The 18,405-nt window shown below is 71.3% G+C and carries 23 protein-coding genes; 14 read left to right on the top strand and 9 right to left on the bottom strand.

All coding sequences use genetic code 11. From position 1 onward, the window contains the following. Window positions 1-150 precede the first annotated feature (150 nt). Window positions 151-1,050 carry an Lrp/AsnC family transcriptional regulator gene (locus ABD785_RS08325; protein WP_344824204.1) on the top strand — a complete coding sequence of 300 codons (900 nt, stop codon included), beginning with the start codon at window positions 151-153 and terminating at the stop codon, window positions 1,048-1,050. 80 nt (window positions 1,051-1,130) lie between these two features. Next, complete coding sequence (locus tag ABD785_RS08330) at window positions 1,131-1,988, top strand: LysR family transcriptional regulator (RefSeq protein ID WP_344824207.1); 858 nt, start codon at window positions 1,131-1,133, stop codon at window positions 1,986-1,988. An 8-nt stretch (window positions 1,989-1,996) separates the two neighbouring features. Here the strand turns inward: ABD785_RS08330 and surE are convergent, their stop codons facing one another. The 3 genes from surE to ABD785_RS08345 form a co-directional block, all read right to left on the bottom strand. Continuing rightward, a complete protein-coding gene (surE, locus tag ABD785_RS08335) occupies window positions 1,997-2,851 on the bottom strand; it encodes a 5'/3'-nucleotidase SurE (RefSeq protein WP_344824210.1) in 855 nt (284 codons plus the stop codon). Window positions 2,852-2,964: 113 nt separating this feature from the next. Next, entirely contained in the window at window positions 2,965-3,750 is a 786-nt protein-coding gene (gene folP / locus ABD785_RS08340) for a dihydropteroate synthase (protein ID WP_344825608.1), read from the bottom strand. Between the two features lie 41 nt (window positions 3,751-3,791). Continuing rightward, on the bottom strand, window positions 3,792-4,136 hold the full coding sequence (locus ABD785_RS08345) for a Rieske (2Fe-2S) protein (protein WP_344824213.1): 345 nt from the start codon (window positions 4,134-4,136) through the stop codon (window positions 3,792-3,794). Window positions 4,137-4,322: 186 nt separating this feature from the next. Here ABD785_RS08345 and ABD785_RS08350 point away from each other — a divergent pair, with 186 nt between their 5' ends. After that, on the top strand, window positions 4,323-5,333 hold the full coding sequence (locus ABD785_RS08350) for a GDP-mannose 4,6-dehydratase (RefSeq protein WP_425547754.1): 1,011 nt from the start codon (window positions 4,323-4,325) through the stop codon (window positions 5,331-5,333). Window positions 5,334-5,384: 51 nt separating this feature from the next. Here the strand turns inward: ABD785_RS08350 and ABD785_RS08355 are convergent, their stop codons facing one another. The 3 genes from ABD785_RS08355 to ABD785_RS08365 form a co-directional block, all read right to left on the bottom strand. Then, window positions 5,385-6,185: a hypothetical protein gene (locus ABD785_RS08355; RefSeq protein ID WP_344824216.1), complete on the bottom strand. Its 801-nt coding sequence runs from the start codon at window positions 6,183-6,185 to the stop codon at window positions 5,385-5,387. After that, window positions 6,182-7,333 carry an RtcB family protein gene (locus ABD785_RS08360; protein ID WP_425547755.1) on the bottom strand — a complete coding sequence of 384 codons (1,152 nt, stop codon included), beginning with the start codon at window positions 7,331-7,333 and terminating at the stop codon, window positions 6,182-6,184. The genes ABD785_RS08355 and ABD785_RS08360 overlap by 4 nt, the downstream gene beginning before the upstream one ends. Before the next feature lie 126 nt (window positions 7,334-7,459). Continuing rightward, a complete protein-coding gene (locus ABD785_RS08365; protein WP_344824222.1) occupies window positions 7,460-7,996 on the bottom strand; it encodes a PaaI family thioesterase in 537 nt (178 codons plus the stop codon). Window positions 7,997-8,267: 271 nt separating this feature from the next. On the opposite strand from ABD785_RS08365, the gene ABD785_RS08370 reads away from it, so the two are divergent. The 6 genes from ABD785_RS08370 to ABD785_RS08395 all read left to right on the top strand — a co-directional run bounded on the left by ABD785_RS08370 (window position 8,268) and on the right by ABD785_RS08395 (window position 11,675). Then, window positions 8,268-8,846, top strand: a complete 579-nt coding sequence (locus ABD785_RS08370) for a hypothetical protein (RefSeq protein ID WP_344824225.1) — start codon at window positions 8,268-8,270, stop codon at window positions 8,844-8,846. 74 nt (window positions 8,847-8,920) lie between these two features. Then, window positions 8,921-9,472, top strand: a complete 552-nt coding sequence (locus ABD785_RS08375; RefSeq protein ID WP_344824228.1) for a CGNR zinc finger domain-containing protein — start codon at window positions 8,921-8,923, stop codon at window positions 9,470-9,472. A gap of 92 nt (window positions 9,473-9,564) precedes the next feature. Next, on the top strand, window positions 9,565-10,557 hold the full coding sequence (gene moaA / locus ABD785_RS08380) for a GTP 3',8-cyclase MoaA (RefSeq protein ID WP_344824230.1): 993 nt from the start codon (window positions 9,565-9,567) through the stop codon (window positions 10,555-10,557). A 38-nt stretch (window positions 10,558-10,595) separates the two neighbouring features. Next, window positions 10,596-10,901 (top strand): DUF3467 domain-containing protein, encoded by a 306-nt coding sequence (locus ABD785_RS08385; RefSeq protein WP_344824233.1) that lies wholly within the window; start codon window positions 10,596-10,598, stop codon window positions 10,899-10,901. Window positions 10,902-10,905: 4 nt separating this feature from the next. Further along, window positions 10,906-11,454 (top strand): molybdenum cofactor guanylyltransferase, encoded by a 549-nt coding sequence (gene mobA / locus ABD785_RS08390; protein ID WP_344824237.1) that lies wholly within the window; start codon window positions 10,906-10,908, stop codon window positions 11,452-11,454. After that, on the top strand, window positions 11,454-11,675 hold the full coding sequence (locus ABD785_RS08395) for a DUF6457 domain-containing protein (RefSeq protein WP_344824239.1): 222 nt from the start codon (window positions 11,454-11,456) through the stop codon (window positions 11,673-11,675). The genes mobA and ABD785_RS08395 overlap by 1 nt, the downstream gene beginning before the upstream one ends. On the opposite strand, the gene ABD785_RS08400 is transcribed toward ABD785_RS08395, so the two are convergent. After that, entirely contained in the window at window positions 11,656-11,865 is a 210-nt protein-coding gene (locus ABD785_RS08400; RefSeq protein WP_425547748.1) for a hypothetical protein, read from the bottom strand. The genes ABD785_RS08395 and ABD785_RS08400 overlap by 20 nt on opposite strands. 113 nt (window positions 11,866-11,978) lie before the next feature. Here ABD785_RS08400 and ABD785_RS08405 point away from each other — a divergent pair, with 113 nt between their 5' ends. After that, complete coding sequence (locus ABD785_RS08405; RefSeq protein ID WP_344824241.1) at window positions 11,979-12,110, top strand: hypothetical protein; 132 nt, start codon at window positions 11,979-11,981, stop codon at window positions 12,108-12,110. 207 nt (window positions 12,111-12,317) lie between these two features. Next, a complete protein-coding gene (locus ABD785_RS08410) occupies window positions 12,318-14,867 on the top strand; it encodes an MXAN_6230/SCO0854 family RING domain-containing protein (RefSeq protein WP_344824244.1) in 2,550 nt (849 codons plus the stop codon). On the opposite strand, the gene ABD785_RS08415 is transcribed toward ABD785_RS08410, so the two are convergent. Further along, on the bottom strand, window positions 14,864-15,700 hold the full coding sequence (locus tag ABD785_RS08415) for an SDR family oxidoreductase (RefSeq protein ID WP_344824247.1): 837 nt from the start codon (window positions 15,698-15,700) through the stop codon (window positions 14,864-14,866). The two genes, ABD785_RS08410 and ABD785_RS08415, sit on opposite strands and share 4 nt — an antisense overlap. 86 nt (window positions 15,701-15,786) lie before the next feature. Here ABD785_RS08415 and ABD785_RS08420 point away from each other — a divergent pair, with 86 nt between their 5' ends. From ABD785_RS08420 to ABD785_RS08430, 3 genes are all read left to right on the top strand, one after another. Continuing rightward, complete coding sequence (locus ABD785_RS08420) at window positions 15,787-16,158, top strand: winged helix-turn-helix transcriptional regulator (RefSeq protein ID WP_344824249.1); 372 nt, start codon at window positions 15,787-15,789, stop codon at window positions 16,156-16,158. Window positions 16,159-16,247: 89 nt separating this feature from the next. Further along, on the top strand, window positions 16,248-17,009 hold the full coding sequence (locus ABD785_RS08425; RefSeq protein WP_344824252.1) for a peptidoglycan recognition protein family protein: 762 nt from the start codon (window positions 16,248-16,250) through the stop codon (window positions 17,007-17,009). A 64-nt stretch (window positions 17,010-17,073) separates the two neighbouring features. Then, a complete protein-coding gene (locus tag ABD785_RS08430; protein ID WP_344824255.1) occupies window positions 17,074-17,733 on the top strand; it encodes a thymidine kinase in 660 nt (219 codons plus the stop codon). Window positions 17,734-17,752: 19 nt separating this feature from the next. On the opposite strand, the gene ABD785_RS08435 is transcribed toward ABD785_RS08430, so the two are convergent. Continuing rightward, window positions 17,753-18,352 carry a TetR/AcrR family transcriptional regulator gene (locus ABD785_RS08435; protein WP_344824258.1) on the bottom strand — a complete coding sequence of 200 codons (600 nt, stop codon included), beginning with the start codon at window positions 18,350-18,352 and terminating at the stop codon, window positions 17,753-17,755. Window positions 18,353-18,405 lie beyond the last annotated feature (53 nt).

Here is an 18,405-nt window from a genome sequence, read left to right on the forward strand (position 1 = left end):
CCGTTACGCGAACACATCACGTGTCGTGGAACGGGACAAACACGAGCAAGATCATAATTTCCCCCCGAGGGGCGGAAAATGTAAGGATCTTGCGTCTGATGACAGCAGGTCACGACCGGCCTGGCACCCCCCACGACAGGAGGAACTTCCGTGCTGGATGCAGTGGACTCCGTGCTGGTCCGCGAACTCCAACGGGACGGCCGGGCGACCTTTCAGGCTCTCGCCGACCGCGTAGGACTTTCCCGCACCGCGGTGCGGGCCCGAGTGCAGAGCTTGCTGGAGAACGGCGTCGTCCGCGTCGTGGGCATCGTCCACGCCCAGGTGATCGGCGCCAGCGCGGTGGGGCATCTGTCCATCGCCAGTAGCGGCCCCGCCAGGGAAGTGGCCCGAGAGCTCGCCAAACATCCCGCGCTGTGCTTCGCGGGACTGACCACCGGCCCGCACGCCGTCGTCGCCGAGGCCAGGGCCAAGGACGACAGCGCGCTCGCCACCGTCGTCGACGACATCCGGCAGCTCGGCGGGGTCCACTCCGTCGAGGTGTTCCGGGCCGTCGAGGTCGCCAAGGACGCCCACTCGGTCGTCCGCCCGCTGGGCGACGTCGCCCTCGACGACATCGACTGGAGACTCCTGCAGGAGCTCCAGCGCGACGGCCGCGCCCCCTACACCCGTCTCGCCGGCATCATCGGGCTCTCGCAGGCCGCCACGCGCGCCCGCGTCGTCCGCCTGATGCGCTCCGGCGTCATCCAGGTGACCGGGCTGGCCGATCCGGCCGCGCTGGGGAGCCTGGAGCTGGCGGCCTTCGGGGTCGTCGCGGGGAGCGCCGTCCGCCGGGTCGCGCAGGAGCTGGGGGCGCTGGAGGGCGTCCGCTACCTGGCGTCCGGGTTCGGCCGCTTCGACCTGGTCGGACGAGCGGAGGCGTCGTCTCCGTCCTCGCTCGTCGACGTCCTCGACGCCGTCCGTTCGGTGTCCGGGGTGCAGCACCTCGACTCCTGGCATGTGCTCGACGTCGTCAAGGAGTCCTACGCAGCGGATCTGCCCGACCGTTCGTGAACCTCCGACGTAACTAGTTACAACCGGTGGCTTTCCGTCATGTCCCGGACCGTGACGAACTTCTGCCATACCGTCGAAGCATGAATCTGCGGCAGTTGCGCTACGTCGTGGCCACCGCCGACCACGGCACGATGACGTCGGCGGCACAGGCGCTCTACGTCGCCCAGCCCGCGCTCTCACGAGCGGTACGGGAACTGGAGCGGGAGTTGGGCATCGAGCTGTTCGCCAGGTCTGGACGGGGGGTGGTGTTGACCGTAGCGGGGGAGCAGGTGGTCCGCCAGGCCCGGATCGCGCTGGAGGCGGTCGACGCGATCGAGGCGGTCACACGGGGGAACGGGCGGGGCGCGGAGTTGCGCATCGCCACCACGCCGACGCTGGAGCCCGAGCTGACCGGGAGGCTTCTGCCCCGGTTCGCCCGGGACCAGCCGGCCGTCCGGGTCCGGGTGGTGCGGTGCGACGGCCGCGAGGCCGTCGGAGCCGCCATCCGGGCGGGCCGGGCGGACCTCGCGGTCACCGACCTTCCGGTCCCGGGCGACCTGGCGGCCCACCCCTTCGAGCAGCGGGAGGTGGTCCTCATCTCGCCCCCCGGGCTCAAGCTGCGCGACCCCGTCCCGCTGAAGGAACTCGACGGGCTGCGCCTGATCATGCCGACCAGGGGCACCGCCCGGCGCGCCGAGATGGACGCCATGCTCGTCCGGATCGGCGCCACCCCGGTGGTGGCCGTCGAGTCGGACGAGCGGGGCGCCTGGCTCGGCTGGGTGCGGGCCGGGCGAGGCTCCCTGCTCTGGTACCGCAACCAGGTCGAGGACGTCGAAGGGCTCAGCCTGAGGTCCCTGATCCCCCCGATCACCCGGACCATCGGCCTGGTCCACGCCCACCGGCCGCTCCCGGCGCTGGCCCGGGAGTTCCTGGCCTTCGCCAAGGAGGCCGGCGCTTAGAAGAGGATTCAGGGGAGGAGACCGAGGAGCGCGGCGGAGCCGTCCAGGGTCCAGTCGGCGTCCAGGGGCGTGACGCTGACGTGGTCCGCGGCCAGGGCCGTGGTGTCGGCGCCCTTGACCGGCTCAGGGACGGCGGGGAAGTCCGGCGCGATGACGTAGCTGTCGGGACCGGCCGGGACGTACTTCGGAACCACGAACGAGGTGCGTCCCAGCCGGGTGATCCGGGTGCCCTTCGGGGTCCCGATGGGGTAGTTGACGTTGAGCACGAGGTGGGCGGGGAGGACCCGGCCCCTGCTCGCGGCGGCGAGACGTCCGACGAGGGACGCCACATAGGAGGCGGTGGCGGGGAAGGCCCGGACCGTCGCCTCCTGGCCCGCCGCGAGATCCAGTTCGGTGCTGACGGCCAGGGCGGGGACGCCGAGCTCGTCGGCGGTCACGGCCGCGCCGACCGTTCCCGAGTGGTTGGCGATGGCGCCGGTGTTCTGGCCGAAGTTCGCTCCCGAGACCACCAGATCGGGCGGTGCCGCGCCGAAGACCACCTGGACGCCGAACATGACCGAGTCCGCGGGCGTCCCCGCCACCGACCAGACGCCGGGCGACTGCTGCCGGGCCGAGATCGGCTGCCCGAACCTCAGGGTCTCCGCGGCGGAGACACCGCTCTGGTCGGTCAGCGGGGCCACGACCGTCACCCGGTGACCCGCCGCGGTGAGGGCCTCCCGGACGGCCGCCAGGCCCGGCGCGGCGTAGCCGTCGTCGTTGGTCAGCAGGATGCGGAGGGAGCGCGGGGCCCTGCCCTGCGCGGGGGCGGCGGGTGCCGCGATCGGGAGCAGGACCAGGCTGAGGGCTGCGGCGCGGAGCTTCACGGATCACCTCGGGGAGGGAGGGGAGGGACCCGCCCATGGTGTGATCGGGCTCACGGTCCCGGCCAAGACCCGTTCCGTCCGTTCCATGCCCTCCCGGCATGGGCCCAGGTGGGTCAGGGCGCCGCGCGGCGCATTGCGGCCACCCGGTCCAGGGCGGCCCGGGCCCCGGCGACGTCGTGGACACGGAAGACCCGTGCCCCCTGCCAGGCCGAGACGCCCAGCACGGCCATCGTCCCCACGCCCCGCTTGTCCACCGGACGGCCGAGCGCCTCACCGATGAAGTCCTTGTTGGAGACGGCCACCAGGACCGGCCAGCCGGTCGCGACCATCTCGTCCAGGCGGCGGCTGATCTCCAGCGACTGGCGGGTGTTCTTGCCGAAGTCGTGCGCCGGATCGATCAGGATGCCGTCGCGGCGCACGCCGAGCGCCACGGCCCGCTCCGCCTCGGCCGTCACATGGCCGATCACGTCGGCCAGGACGTCACCGTAGGCGACCCGGTGCGGCCGGGTGCGCGGCTCCTGGGCGCCCGCGTGCGCGCAGACCAGGCCGAGGCCGTGCTCGGCGGCGACCACCGCGAGCTCGGGATCGGGGCCGCCCCAGGTGTCGTTGAGCAGGTCGGCCCCGGCGGCGGCCACGGCCGCGCCGACCTCCGCCCGCCAGGTGTCGACGCTGATCACGATGTCGGGATGCCGGTCGCGCACGGCGGCCACGGTGTCCACGACCCGGCGCAGTTCCTCCGCGACGTCGACGTCGTCGCCGGGCCCCGCCTTCACCCCGCCGATGTCGATCAGGTCGGCCCCCTCGGCGACGGCCCGGTCCACCGCCGCCATCGCGGCGTCGAAGCCGAAGGTCGCGCCCTTGTCGAAGAAGGAGTCGGGGGTCCGGTTGACCACGGCCATCACCGAGAACTCCGGCAGGACGCGCCGGCCCAGGCGCAGGCTCACCGGCTCCACCACGTCCGCCGGGGGTGCGGGCGGGTGGAGACGAAGATATCACCCTCGGTGACGATCACCGGATACGTGGCGAGGCGCCTGCTCGACGGTCCCCGCCGGATCCGCCCGTCCGCCAGGGCGAACCTGGCCCCGTGCAGCGGGCATTCCAGACAGTCCTCCACCACGCTCCCCTTCTTGAGCAGCGCCCCGGAATGGGGGCACACCGCCGCGACCGCATACAGTGAGTCACCGGACCGGCAGACGAGGATCGGGAATCCCGGTACCGGACGGATCTCTCCCGGCATGATCTCACCGGTCGCGCACACCGCCACGAGCGGCCTGTCCTCGTGCATTGGAGGAGCGTCACACACCCTGATCTTCCAGGCGAGTCGAACCCCGTTCGGGTCTTCCTGTGCCCCGGACTACTCAGGAGTACCGCAAGGTCGATAACCTCGTCTTTCACACGTTTTGTACGTGGTTTTTGTTGGCCGTGCCTTCAGGCACATCAGAGGGGGGTTCCGCTGACCAGGCGAGCGCTCATCACCGGCATCACCGGCCAGGACGGGTCGTACCTAGCGGAGCACCTGCTCGCCGAGGGTTACGAGGTCTGGGGCCTGGTGCGCGGCCAGGCCAATCCGCACGTCGCGCGGCTCCGGAAACACATCGGCGACATCAAGATCACTGCGGGGGACCTGCTCGACCAGGGCTCCCTGATCTCGGCCGTCGAGCGGGTCCAGCCCGACGAGGTCTACAACCTGGGCGCCATCTCGTTCGTGCCGCTGTCGTGGCAGCAGGCCGAGCTCACCGCGGGGGTGACCGGCATGGGCCCGCTGCGCATGCTGGAGGCCATCCGCGTCGTGAGCGGCATCAGCCAGTCCCGCACCCCGGATCCGCGCGCGCAGATCCGGTTCTACCAGGCGTCCTCCTCGGAGATGTTCGGCCAGGTCCGCGAGACCCCGCAGAACGAGCTGACGCCCTTCCACCCGCGCAGCCCGTACGGGGTGGCGAAGGCCTACGGGCACTTCATCACCCAGAACTTCCGTGAGTCCTACGGCATGTTCGCCGTCAGCGGGATCCTGTTCAACCACGAGTCGCCCCGGCGCGGCCCCGAGTTCGTCACCAGGAAGATCACCCTGGGCGCGGCACGGATCAAGCTCGGTCTCGCCACCGAGCTGCGCCTGGGCAACCTCGACGCGCGCAGGGACTGGGGTTTCGCCGGGGACTACGCCCGCGCCATGCACATGATGACGGTCGCGGACACGCCCGAGGACTACGTGATCGGCACCGGCGTCACCCAGTCGGTCCGGCACCTGGTGAAGCTCGCCTTCGACACCGTCGGGCTGAACTGGGAGGACCACGTGGTCCTCGATCCCAAGTACAACCGGCCCGCCGAGGTCGACCTGCTCTGCGCCGACCCGAAGAAGGCGCGCGAGCAGCTCGGCTGGGAGCCCGATGTCACCTTCGAGGAACTCGTGGCGATGATGGTCGAGTCCGACCTGAAGCTCCTGGACGGCTCCAGCGGCGAGGAGTTCGGCACCGATCACTGGTAGCGGGGCACCCGCCGGTCCGGAGCGGTCACCTGCCCGCTCCGGCCGTGCGCGCTACCGGGCGCGGATCACCGCGACCTGGTCCCAGACGGCCCGGCGCAGCGCGTCGGGGCCGGCCGGGGTCCCGGGTCGCCGCAGCACCTCGGCCCGTGCCCTGCGGGCCGTGCCGATCTTCTCGCGGTAGTTCCGGAAGATCTGCACCTCGCCGGTCGGCCACCGGCCGTGTTCGCCGAGGTAGGCGTGGTCCGTGCCGTACCGGGCCGAGTCCAGGTCTGCCGCGGACACCGCCCACGTCCGCGCCTCGAGGGCGCTGCCCGGGCGGAGGACGATGGCGCCGCCCGCCCTGGTCACGTCTCCTGAGTCCCGGTGGTGGTGCGCCGGGACCGTGCGCCGGTACCAGCCCCGCACGTCGGCGAGAGCGGCGTCGAGGCCGGGGGTGCGCCATCTGACGGTCCCGTCGGAGCCGCCCCGGCGCAGCCCGGTCCGCAGATCTTTGATCGCCCGCGGGGTCAGCCCGGTGTGCCAGGCGGGCAGCAGGACGATCGGGTCGGCGGGATCGGCGTCGAAGGGGGTCGGGTCGAGGAACGCGGGTCCGATCGCCACGACCGTGCCCGGCCGCGCCTGGTAGGCCAGGCCCCACAGCAGCCGCCCGAACAGGCGGGCTCCACGATCGTCGGAGAGCACGTGCCAGGTCTCGTGGAAGAAGTTCGTGCTGAACCGGGCGGTGGTCCCCGGCCGGGGCGTGACGACCGTGTAGGGCCGTCCGTCCAGGCGCAGGGACCGCCGGTGCAGCTTCATGCCGTCGGCGGGGGCCCGGGCGTTCCCGGGCCGCTGCCTCGCCTGGCGGGCGCTCATCCCTTGACGCAGATCAGCTGCTTGAGGTGGGCGACGACCTCGACCAGGTCGTGCTGGGCCTCGATGACGGACTCCAGGTCCTTGTAGGCGCCGGGGATCTCGTCGATCACCCCGGAGTCCTTACGGCACTCGACGCCCCTGGTCTGCTCCTCGAGGTCGGCGACGGTGAACCGCTTGCGGGCCTGGGTGCGGCTCATGAGCCGGCCCGCGCCGTGCGACGCGGAGTTGAAGGCCTGCGGGTTGCCGAGACCCCGGACGATGTAGGTGCCGGTCGCCATCGATCCCGGGATGATCCCCAGATCGCCCCGGCCGGCCCGGATCGCGCCCTTGCGGGTCACGATCACATCGACGCCGTCGTAGGTCTCCTCGGCCACGTAGTTGTGGTGGCAGGAGATCGGCCGGTCCCAGGAGATCCTGCGGCCCGCGAAGGCCGCCTCGATCGCCCCCTGGCTCATCGCCAGCATCATCGCCCGGTTCCGGCGCGCGTACTCCTGAGCCCAGAACAGGTCCCTGCGGTACTCCTCCATCTTCACCGTCCCGGACAGGAAGACCGCGAGATCGGGGTCGGGCAGGTCCTGGTTGTGCGGAAGCCTCTTGGCCGCCTCGATGTGGTGCTCGGCGATGACGTTGCCCACGTTCCTGGAACCGGAGTGCAGGACGATCCACACCGAGCCGTCGTCGTCGGCGCAGAACTCCCAGAAATGGTTGCCGCCGCCCAGGCTCGACATCTGCGACCTGACCCGGCCGAGGTTGACCTTGACGCCCGGATGGAGGTCGTCGAATCCTTTCCAGAATTCGTACCAGCCCCGCTCCCTCAGATGCGGGACCGTCGAGGGATCCACCGGATTCCGGTGCATTCCCCGGCCCACCGGAATGGTCTTCTCGACCCTGGACCGCAAGGTTCCCAGATCGTCGGGAAGGTCGTTCACCGTGAGGTCCGACCGCACCGCGGTCATGCCGCAGCCGATGTCCACGCCCACCGCGGCGGGGGAGACGGCGTCCCTCATCGCGATGACGGAACCGACCGTCGCGCCCTTGCCGTAGTGCACGTCGGGCATGACGGCCACACCGTGCACCCAGGGAAGGGAGGCCACGTTCTCCAGCTGGCGGAGCGCGCTGTCCTCCACGCCGGCGGGGTCGGTCCACATCCGGATCGGAACGGTGCGGCCCCGCAAAATCTCGTAAGGCAACACCGTCTCCTTTTCTCGTCGCCGGGTGGTGCCGGGACAATGAAGCCAGAAAAGGCGCGGCCGATTCAAACCATTTATCGGTGATTACAGATCGGGATCGTGCGGCTGGGCGTCGGCGAGGGGGCGGAGCGCCTCACGCTGCGGGACGATCATCATGCTGAAGTCCGCCGAGGCGATGATCCGCTCCTCGTCGTCGGTGACCCGGCAGTCGACGATGACGAGCTGGCGGCCGACCTTGATGACCTCGGCGCGGGCGTAGACCATCTCGCCGTGCGGTCGGCCGAGGTAGCGGACGTGCAGGTCCGCGGTCACGAGGGACTGCTCGCCGGGACGGAATCCCGAGCCGCGGGCGGCCGCGGTGCCCGCGGCGACGTCGATGAGGGTCGCGATGGCGCCGCCGTGCAGGTTGGCGGTGCTGTTGAACGCCTCCTCCCGGACCGGCATCGAGACGATCGCGTGCCGTGCGCCGATCTCGATGATCTCCAGGGCGAGGAGATGGTGCAGCGGGGTGTTGCGGCGCAGCTCGGTCCGGACGAACTCCTGGTCGGCCTCGGGCAGATCGGTGATGCGGACGGTGGCAGGCCCGTCCGGTCCGTCATGAAGTCCTGGTCGCTCGCTCATCTTTGTCGCTCCCCTCGGTTCCGCGTCCCTGCGGGACAGACCATTATGGAACCCGGACGGTCACATGGTGACCGGGGGGTCGGAGGGGTGATCTCCACCACCCCCGACGGCCCGGGCGAGGCCCCTCCGCAACTGTAAGTGGTCGATCCCTCACGGTTTGATGCTGGAAGGGGCCAAAGTTCTTCGCCCGGTTAACACACGTGATAAACCAAAGCAGCGCCAACCGGACTCGGTCGTGGCGCTTCGGAAAACAGGCGAGGGGGCAGTGCCGATGCGGCACGCGCGTGACGGGGCGACCGCGGCGATGAACGCCGCCTCCCAGGTGCTGGTGGCACGTGGGAAGGTCGAACCGCAGGAGCTCGACCACGAGGGCGTCCAGTGGGGCGCCCGGGCTCGGGAGGGCGTCTGGGCGGCCACAAAGGACGGCAACAAGATCCACCTGGCCATCGACGCCGCCGCGGGCGACCGCGCGGCGACGGTGCTGCGCCCCAGCCTGCGGGTGTTCGTCGGGGTCGACGTCGACACCGACATCGTCGCCCAGACGACCTCCGACGGGATCCGCCTGGTCACCGTCGTGCACGGTCCCGAGGCCCCCACGGCCTTCCGTTTCCCCCTCACCCTCTCGGACGGCCTCGCCCTCGACCCGATGCCCTCCGGCGGATTCGACGTGGTCAACCTCCGCTACGGCGCCACGGTCGGCCGGTTCTACAGCCCCTGGGCGTGTGACTCCCTCTTCCGGCCGATCCGCGCCTTCTACGAGATCGAGGGAAGCATCCTGGTGATGCGGGTCCAGCACGAGGGCGCGGCCTATCCGGTCGTCGCCGACCCGCACTACAGCGTCGCCGGCTGACGGATTCCCCGCACCGCCCCGCCTGGTACTGTCCGGGGCAGCGATCGGTATCAAAGACCCGCGTCAGGTGCGATGTGATCTTCTCCCACGACACTGAATGGGCCCTGGGCATCGCGGTGGGCCTGGTGAACACCTCCGCGGACGGGGCCGACGGGCTGCCCGACCTGGACGCCCTCCAGCGGTTCATCGACGAGGCCCACATGAGCGGGGTGCCCGCCCTCACCCCGGCCGACCTCGCCGAGGTGCGCCGGCTGCGCGGGCATCTCCACGAGGTCTTCGGCGCCGAGGAGACCGGGGCCGTCGTCGAGCTGGTCAACCTGCTGCTGGCCAAGGTGCGGACGGCGCCCCAGCTGACGAACCACGACGGCTACGGCTGGCACATCCACCACCACGTGCCCGGCAGCAGGATCACCGAGCACCTGGCGGCCGAGGTCGGCATGGCCCTGGCCCAGGTGGCGTCGGCCGGTGAGATCGAGCGGTTGCGGACCTGCGCCGCCGACAGCTGCGGCCGGGTCCTGGTCGACCTCTCCCGCAACCGCTGCCGGAGATTCTGCGACTCCAAGACCTGCGGGAACAGGGCGCACGTGGCCGCCTACCGGGCACGGCGCCGCGAACTCGCGGGCTGATCGGGCGCCGATACGGCGAACCGGCGAAACGGGAGGGAATAAGCTGGCCGTATTCCGGTTTTTCCGGTGAACGGGCCGATTCTGCGAGGAGGGTGCGGGTGCGACTGGTCGACGCGTACGGGCGTCAGGCAACGGACCTGCGGGTCTCCCTGACCGACCGGTGCAACCTGAGGTGCGGCTACTGCATGCCCCCCGAGGGGCTGGACTGGCTGCCCAAGCCGTCGCTGCTCACCGACGACGAGGTGCTGCGCCTGGTCCGGATCGGCGTCGAGACGCTCGGCATCACCGAGGTGCGCTACACCGGGGGAGAGCCGCTGCTGAGGCGCGGCCTGCCGGAGATCGTCGCCCGGACCACGGCGCTGTCGCCGCGGCCGGAGGTCTCCCTGACCACCAACGGCATCGGCCTGGCCAAGCTCGCGCGGCCGCTCAAGGACGCCGGGCTCGACCGGGTCAACGTCTCCCTCGACACCCTCGACCGGGACACCTTCAAGACCCTCGCCCACCGCGACCGGCTGGCCGACGTCCTCGCCGGGCTCGAGGCGGCCGCCGCCGCCGGGCTCACTCCCGTCAAGGTCAACGCGGTGCTGCTGCGCGGCGTCAACGAGCACGAGGCCGTGCCGCTCCTGCGGTACTGCCTCGACCGCGGCTACGAGCTCCGCTTCATCGAGCAGATGCCCCTGGACGCCCAGCACGGCTGGACCCGCGAGAACATGATCACCGCGGACGAGACCCTGGCGCTGCTCAGTGAGCGGTTCGAGCTGGAGCCGGAACCGTCGGAACTGCGCGGCAGCGCCCCGGCCCAGGCCTTCGTCGTCGAGGGCGCCAGGATCGGGATCATCGCCTCGGTGACCCGCCCGTTCTGCGGGGCCTGCGACCGGGTCAGGCTCACCGCCGACGGCCAGATCCGCAACTGCCTGTTCGCCCGCGAGGAGTCGAACCTGCGCGACGCCATGCGCGCCGGGATCTCCGACGAGGAGATCGCCGGACGCTGGGCCGCCTCGGTCACCGCCAAGCTGCCGGGGCACGGCATCAACGACCCCGCCTTCCTCCAGCCCGACAGGCCGATGTCCGCGATCGGCGGGTGATCACACCCTTTCCTCCACCGGGGGGCGACAATGGTCCCGTGAACGAGGAGTCGCTGGAGCATCGGGTCGAGATCGTCGTCGGAGAGGACCAGGAAGCGGGGGTGTTCGCGGGGTTCGCCTCGGTCTGGCGCACCCAGGAGGCCTTCGTCCTGGACTTCGCGATAGAGACCCGCCTGTCGGAACGGCTCGAGGACACCGCGACGGGCGAGGAGTACGTGCAGATCCCGGCGCGGGTGGTCTCCCGCATCCGGATCCCGCCCGCACAGGTGTGGGAGCTGATGAAGGCCCTCGAACAGAACCTGAGCGCCTACGAGCGCGACTACGGGCCGCTGAACAGGGACTGATCACATGCCGGTGGACTACGACGCGGTGATCCTCTCCGGGGGAGAGGGTCGCAGGTTCGGCGGCGGGGACAAGCCCGGCGCCCTGGTCGGCGGGGTACCGCTGATCGTCAGGGTCGCGGGGGCCGTCGCGGACGCGGGCCGTCTGGTCGTCGTCGGGCCGGCGCGCGACGATCTGCCCGGCGCGGTGTTCGTCCGGGAGGAGCCTCGGGGCGGCGGGCCGGTCCCCGCGCTGCGGGCCGGGCTGGAGGAGGTACGGTCGCCCGCCGTGGCGCTGCTGGCCGCCGATCTGCCGTTCCTGACCGCCGGAGTGATCGACGGGCTGCGCCGCCACGACCGGGCCGTCCTGGTCGACCGCGACGGCCGCGACCAGTGGCTGACGGGCGTCTGGCCCGCGGACGCGCTGCGCGAGGCCCTGGCGGCCTACCGGGGGGCGTCGCTGCGCGGCCTGCTGGAGCCCCTGGCGGCCGTCCGGGTGCCGGTGCCCGATGATTGGTTCGACTGCGACACCCCGCAGGACCTGGCGCACGCCAGGAAGATCGTCGAGGAGAGCTGATGGACGAGTGGATCGCGACGGCCTGCGCCGAACTGGGCCTCGACCCCGCCGACGTGGACCGGAACCTGATCCTCGACATGGCCAGGGACGTCGCCCACGGCGTGGCTAGGCCCGCCGCGCCGTTGACCGCCTACCTCCTGGGCGTGGCCGTGGGCCGCGGCGGGGACCCGAAGGAGCTGGCGGCCCGGCTGTCGGAACTGGCTAGCCGTCCGACGGGCTGAGCTCCCCCACGGGCACCGCGTCCTTGAAGAAGCCGCGCCGGTCGAGGAAGGACGTCAGCGAGTCCTTGTGCCCGTCGCAGGCCAGCCACACCTTCCGGCGCTCCGGGGTGTGGATCTTCGGGTTGTTCCAGCGCAGCCCCCAGTCCGCCGCCTCGCGGCAGTCCTTGGCGGAACACTGTAGATCGCTCACTTGAATCCCTCTTTGTCGGTTTCGGGGGTCTTTCGGGTTTCTTTTCCGTGGAGCGCCGGGCAGCGTGGACCCTGTGCCCGCGACGGGCGCGCCCGACGATTCAGGGGGATCTCATGGGCGACACCAGGAAGAAGCCGGCGAAGACCACCGGTAAGGCGAAGAAGGCCTCGCTCAAGGCCACTCGCGCCGCCAAGCAGGAGAAACGGGCCATCAGGGACCGCGGGGAGCGGATGCCTGAGGAATAGGCCGCGGACGGGGCGTGGACGGATCGTCGTCCGCGCCCTTTCTCCTGCTCTCACCGCCCCCTCCCGGACAACAGTCTAGGAGGTACGGTGGTCGCGAGGGGCGGCTCCTGGACGTGCTTCCTTCTTCTCCGCGTGAATCCAGCGCGTCCGCTCTCCGCCCCTCGACCGCTCGATCGCGCGCTGGACGACATGAGGTGATGAGACTCGGTGGATCGGCTGGCCGGGGTGCTCATGCGCAGGCTGCGCGTCGTCGTGCCGGAGACGCTCCTCGACGGGGCCGTGCCGCCCGCCAGGGGGCGCAGGGGCAGGCGCGCCGAGGTGGCCAACGGGCTGATGGCCCTCGAGGCCGACCTCGTGGAGCTCGGATTCGTGGTCGCCGCCGATCTGCGCGCGGCACTCGGAGCCCTGACCGGCGACCAGCTCGCCGTCGCGGGCCGCAGGCTGGTGGACCTGGCCCAGCGGGAGGTCGGCGCCGACGTCCTGCACGTGCCGCTGTTCCGCCACTTTCCCGAGTCGGTCCCCGAGGACACCCTCGAGCTGTACGTGCGCCGGATGTTCACCCGGCTGGTCCAGGAGCGCGAGCAGCCGTGCGCGCTGTGCGGCGATCGCCGCTCGGTCCATCCGGTCCGGCCCTGCGCCCATCTGGTCTGCCGCAACTGCTGGGACGGCGGGGAGTACACCGCCTGCCCGCTGTGCCACCGCCGCGTCGATCCCAAGGACGCCTTCCTGCGGCCCACGAGGGAGCGGGCCGGGCGGGCGCCGTCCGGGACGGCCCGGCGGACGATCCTGCTGGCCCACGGCTCCGACGCCGCCGGCCTCTCGCGCGACCTGCTGCGGTCGCTGCTGACGCGGCAGACCCCGCTGTCGGAGCGCGACCGGGCGGACGTCGCGGTCCTGCTCGGCGAGAACCTGCCCGCCTCGGCCGGCTGGCTGCCCCCGCGCGTTCCGGTCCGTGCGTCCAGGGCGGCGGCGCTGGCCGTCCTGCTGCCCGCAGTGGACGACCCGGCGCCGCTGCTCGAGGCGCATGTGGACACGGCCACGGACGTCCTGAGGCTGCTGTTCGCGCTGTCCGGCGGCGACCCCGCGCTCGACGCTCTGCCGCCCCGCCGTGTCTCACCGCCCCGGTGGCTGCGCCGGGCGCTGCTCGACCGGATGGAACGCCTGCCGCTCCCGCTGCTGGCCGAGGATCTGCGGCGGCACGGCGAGAAGTGGAAGCACGCGGCCGAGGTCCTGCATCCGTTCGCGTCCCACCGGCGGCATCCGGGCGTCGCGACCGCCTTCGCGGCGCTGCGCCGCACCCGGCTCGACCCGGCCACCGCGTTCGGCGGGACCGTGCTGGAGCGGGCCGCGGAACACCCCGCGACCTTCGTCTTCGACGGGGAGCGGCTGCGCGTCACGACCTTCGCCGGCCACACCGAGCGGGCGATGCGGCACGGCGGGGCCGCGGCCGGGCTGCTGGCCCAGCGGCCGGGCGAGCTGGTCCGCAGGCTCGGCAGGCTGGCCAGGCTCGAGACCCCGGCGCTGGAGGCGGCCGTCGCCGAGGCCGTGCCCCGGGTCGCGCCCGGGGTGCTCGTCGCCGCGCTCGGGCAGATCCGCACGCCGGAGGGCGGGAGGAGGGTGTTCTTCCCGCGCGGGGGGACCACCTGGATCGCCCCCGACCGGCGCCCGCCCATCGGCGAGGAGCGCCGGGCGGCGCTGACGGGGCTGCTGGCCGGTGAGCTGCGGGCACGGGCCCGTGAACTGCCCGGGGTCGGATCGGCTCTGCTCGACGCGGGCCTCGCCGACCTCGTGGCCCCCACCAGCGACAGGACGGCGTCGGCGGCGCTGGTCCGGATGCCGCGCGGCAGCGTCCAGCCGATCCCGCGCGGGCCCCTGCGGCTGTTCCTGCACTGGATGGAGCAGGACGGCGCCCGCATCGACCTCGACCTGTCGGTGGCGGTCTTCGACGAGTCCTGGGCCTTCGTCGGCGTGTGCGACTACACCGGGCTGAGGCTCGGGGACGGCGCGGCGGTCCACTCCGGTGACCTGACGTCCGCGCCCGCCCCGCTCGGCGCGACCGAGTACGTCGATCTCGACCTGCGCGCGCTGCGGATGCTGGGCGGCCGCTACGCGGTGCCGGTCGTGCTGTCCTACAACACGGTGCCGTTCGACCGGCTGCGGCGCGGTTTCGCCGGGCTGATGAGCTCTCCCGGACGGCAGTTCGACCCGGTCGCGGTGGAACAGCGCTTCGACCTCGCGGGCCCGGCCAAGGTGCTGGTGCCGTTCGTGGCCGACCTGTGGTCTCGGCGGATGCGCTGGGTCGACCTCGACCTGTCGGGGGTCGGGCACGGGCTGAACGTGCACGGCTACAGCCTCAGGCTCGGCCGGCTGGCGCAGGCCGTCGAGCAGGTGTACGGGGAGGGAGGCCGGGTCACCCTGTGGGAGCTGGCCTGCTGGCACGCGGGGGCCAGGGCCTCGAACGTCACGGTCAGGAGCGGGAACGGCTCGCTCGTCCGGTACGTGAGGGGCGCGGGGGAGGACGCGGACGCCTTCACCGGACGGCTGCTCGCGGGCGGGGAGCCCGACGACGTCCGGCCCCCGCCCCCGGACCCCGGCTTCGCCGCCCTGGTGAAGGCCGACCTCGACCTCCCCGGGGGAACCGAGGTCTACGCCCTCTATCCCTGGCGCCTGGACGCCTCCAAGGTCAGGCTGCTGGACGCCGCCGACCTGCTCAGCCCCCTCGTCCCTGCGCGCGTCCCCGCCCGCATAGAGGCCTAGATCACGGTCTTCATGTAGTCGCCGATCGGCTGGGTCGGGCGGCCGATGAGGGCGGCGAGGGTGCCGGGGGTGCGCTCCAGCCAGCCCTGTGCGATGTGGGTGTCGACGTCGGCCAGGAGGCCCGCGACGGCCTCGGGGAGGCCGTTGGCCGCGAGGACCTTCGCGAACTCGGCCTCCGGGAGGTCGGTGTAGGTCACCGCCGTGCCGGAGGCGGCCGAGATCGCCGCGGCCAGCTCGGTGAGGCTCCACGCGGTGTCGCCCGACAGCTCGTAGGTCTCGCCGGTGTGGCCCTCGCCGGTGAGGACGGCCACCGCGGCGGCGGCGTAGTCGGCGCGGGCGGCGCTGGCCACCCGGCCCTCGCCCGCGGCGCCGAAGATCGCGCCCGCCTGCGGGGCGTGGGCGATCGAGGCCTGGTAGTTCTCGTGGTACCAGCTGTTGCGCAGGATGGTGAAGGGGACGCCCGAGGCCCTCAGATAGGTCTCGGTGGCCCGGTGCTCGCCGACCAGCTTCGCGGTCGTGGTGTCGGCGTAGGGGGCGCTGGTGTAGACGACGCGGGCGCCGGCCTCCTTGGCGGCGTCGATCACGGCCGAGTGCTGGCGGACCCGGTTGCCGTGGTCGGTTCCCGAGATCAGCAGGACGACCTCGGCGCCGGCGAAGGCGGCCTTCAGGGTCTCGGGCCGGTCGTAGTGCGCCTCACGGACCTCGACGCCCAGATCGGCGGCCTTCTCCGGGGCCCGCACGGCGGCGACGACCCGGTCGGCTCCGGCCTTCTCCTTCAGCCCCTCGACGACGAGGCGGCCCAGCTGTCCGGTGGCACCGGTCACAACGATCATCGAACTCTCCTCAAGCCGAAGTATCTGACAGATCAAAGGTTAGTACTAACTTCTAGAAAGTACAACCCGGCGAGTAAGCTGCGGTCGTGGAAGAGTTCGAGCGGATCGTGTATGACGTGTTCGCCAAGCGGTGCACGTCGCGGGAGACCCTGGAGCACCTGACCGGCCGGTGGGGCATCCTCGTGCTGGCGGCGCTGTCGGAGGGCACCTACCGCTTCAACGAGCTGCGCAGGCGTGTCGACGGGGTGAGCGACAAGATGCTGTCGCAGACCCTCCAGGCGCTGGAGCGCGACGGCATGGTGCTGCGCGTCGTCGAGCAGACGATCCCGCCGAAGTCCGAGTACAGCCTGACCCCGCTGGGCGCCGAGGCCGCCGACCGGCTCGTGCCGCTGATCCACTGGCTCGAGAGCCGGATGCCCGAGGTGGCCGAGGCGCGGGAGCGGTATCAGGGGCGATAGACCGAGTATGGGGATACTCGCGACAAATTCCGTTCAGTCGGGTGTGCTTGGATGATCAACATTTCTCGCACCCTCACCGGGAGTCCCCCATGCAGCTCTGGTGCCCGTTCGCCGACAAGCGGCCCTTGAGTACGAAGCAGACCGAGGAGAAGATCGTCCCCCGGGTCTTCATCATCCACACCATGGCCGGCTACCTCGCCGGAACCGAGGCGATGTTCCGCAAGCAGGGCTACAGCGGTACCGAGTCCCACTTCGGCATCGGCGGTTCGTGGGACGGCAAGGCCCGCGACGGCGCGATCTGGCAGTGGCAGGACCTCGCCCACTCCGCCGACGCCCAGTACGCGGGCAACCGGATCGCGACCTCCGTCGAGACCTCCGACGGGGCCAAGAGCAACGTCCCGTGGACCGCCCGCCAGGTCGACGCGATCATCAAGCTGGGCGTCTGGTGGTGCCGGACCACGGGCAACCCGGCCCGGATCGTGACGGACACCGACGAGAAGGGCTTCGGCTGGCACTCCCAGTTCAAGGCCTGGAACAAGGCCTCCCACACCTGCCCCGGCGCGGTCCGGCTGAAGCAGTACCGCAACGAGATCGTCCCGGAGATCGCGCACATCCTCGGCACCGACGTCGAGACGCCCCTCGGCCGGACCCTCAAGCTGGCCGATCCGATGATGCGCGGTCACGACGTCGAGCGGCTCCAGGGCCTGCTCAACGTCCACGGAGCGAATCTGGACGTGGACGGAGTGTTCGGAAAGAACACCGACGGCGCCGTGCGCGACTTCGAGAAGTCCCGCAAACTGAAGGTCGACGGAATCGTCGACGGCCCGACGTGGAAGGCCCTGACGGCCTGACGCGGCGCTCGTCACGCCCCGGACGCCGACGCGATCATCGCTGTTCACTCTAGAGTGGTCACCCGTGAGTGATTTGTCGGCGTTGTCTTCCGTGCCTCCAGCAGGCGTCAGCGGCCTGCACCGGGACGCGGTACTGAAGTTCTTCTACGGCCCCATGGACTGCGGAAAGTCCACCCTGGCGCTGCAGACCAACTACAACCATGCCCGCCAGGGCCGCAAGGGCATGGTGCTCACGAAGCACGACAGGTCGGGAGGTCCCCGTGTCACGAGCCGTATAGGGCTCGGCGGGGACGCCCTGGAGGTCGTCGACGACCTCGACATCGAAACGCTGGTCCGTGGCACCATGCCCCGGCTCGACTACCTCATCTGCGACGAGGCCCAGTTCTACACGGTCCGGCAGATCGAGCAGCTCGCGGATCTCGTCGACGACTGCGACGTCGACGTCTACGCCTTCGGCCTCGCCTCGGACTTCAAGTCCGAGCTGTTCCCCGCCACCCGCCGGCTGTTCGAGCTGGCCGACGAGGTCTTCCGGCTCCAGGTCGAGGTGCTCTGCTGGTGCGGCCGTCCGGGGCAGCTCAACGCCAGGACCACCGGCGGGGAGCTCCAGCGCGCCGGGGAGCAGGTCGTGATAGCGGACACCGATGAGGCGCCCGTCCGCTACCAGGTCCTGTGCCGCCGCCACTACCGCTCGGGGGATCTGGGCTCGAAGGCCCCGCTCTACTGATCAGATCCGCTGATCCGGGCTACCGGAGGAAGGCGGACAGGCCCGCCAGGACGTCCATGACCTGGTGGGCGTCGGGGGTGGCGGAGGGGTCGGCCAGCCACTGGAGCATCAGGCCGTCGGAGATGGCGATGAGGACCGAGACGAACGCCGCCGGATCGAAGGGCGGCTCGGCGTCCGCCGCTGCCGCCGCCCGCAGCAGCAGATCGACCCCCGCGGCCCTGGTCTCGGCGTAGGCGGCGGCCAGCTTGGCCCGCAGCTCCTCGTCGCGCAGCGCGGGGGCGTAGGCCTCGACGAAGGCGTCCATGAGAGGCCTGACCTCGGCGAAGACGTCGATCAGCGCGACCAGCGCGCGTTCGAGCATCTCGCGCGGGGTGGCGAGCTCACCGCGGAAGACGGCCTCCTCGACCCGGGCGGTCCAGGCGCGGAAGCACTCGGCGACGGCCTCCTGGAGCAGGGCCTCCTTGCTGCCGTAGTGGTAGCCGATGGAGGCGAGGTTGGTGCCGGAGGCGGCGACGATGTCCCGGGCGGTGGTCTTGGCGTAGCCCTTCTCCCGTAGGCATTCCAGCGCTCCGGCCAGGAGCCTCTCGCGATGGCCGCCGACGGCCTGTGGACTTGTCACGTCGGTCATGATACCCATGTATACAAACGTCTTACACAAAAGTATAGATCGTT

The sequence above is a fragment of the Actinocorallia longicatena genome, from assembly GCF_039534125.1.
Classification (GTDB): Bacteria; Actinomycetota; Actinomycetes; order Streptosporangiales; family Streptosporangiaceae; genus Actinocorallia; species Actinocorallia longicatena.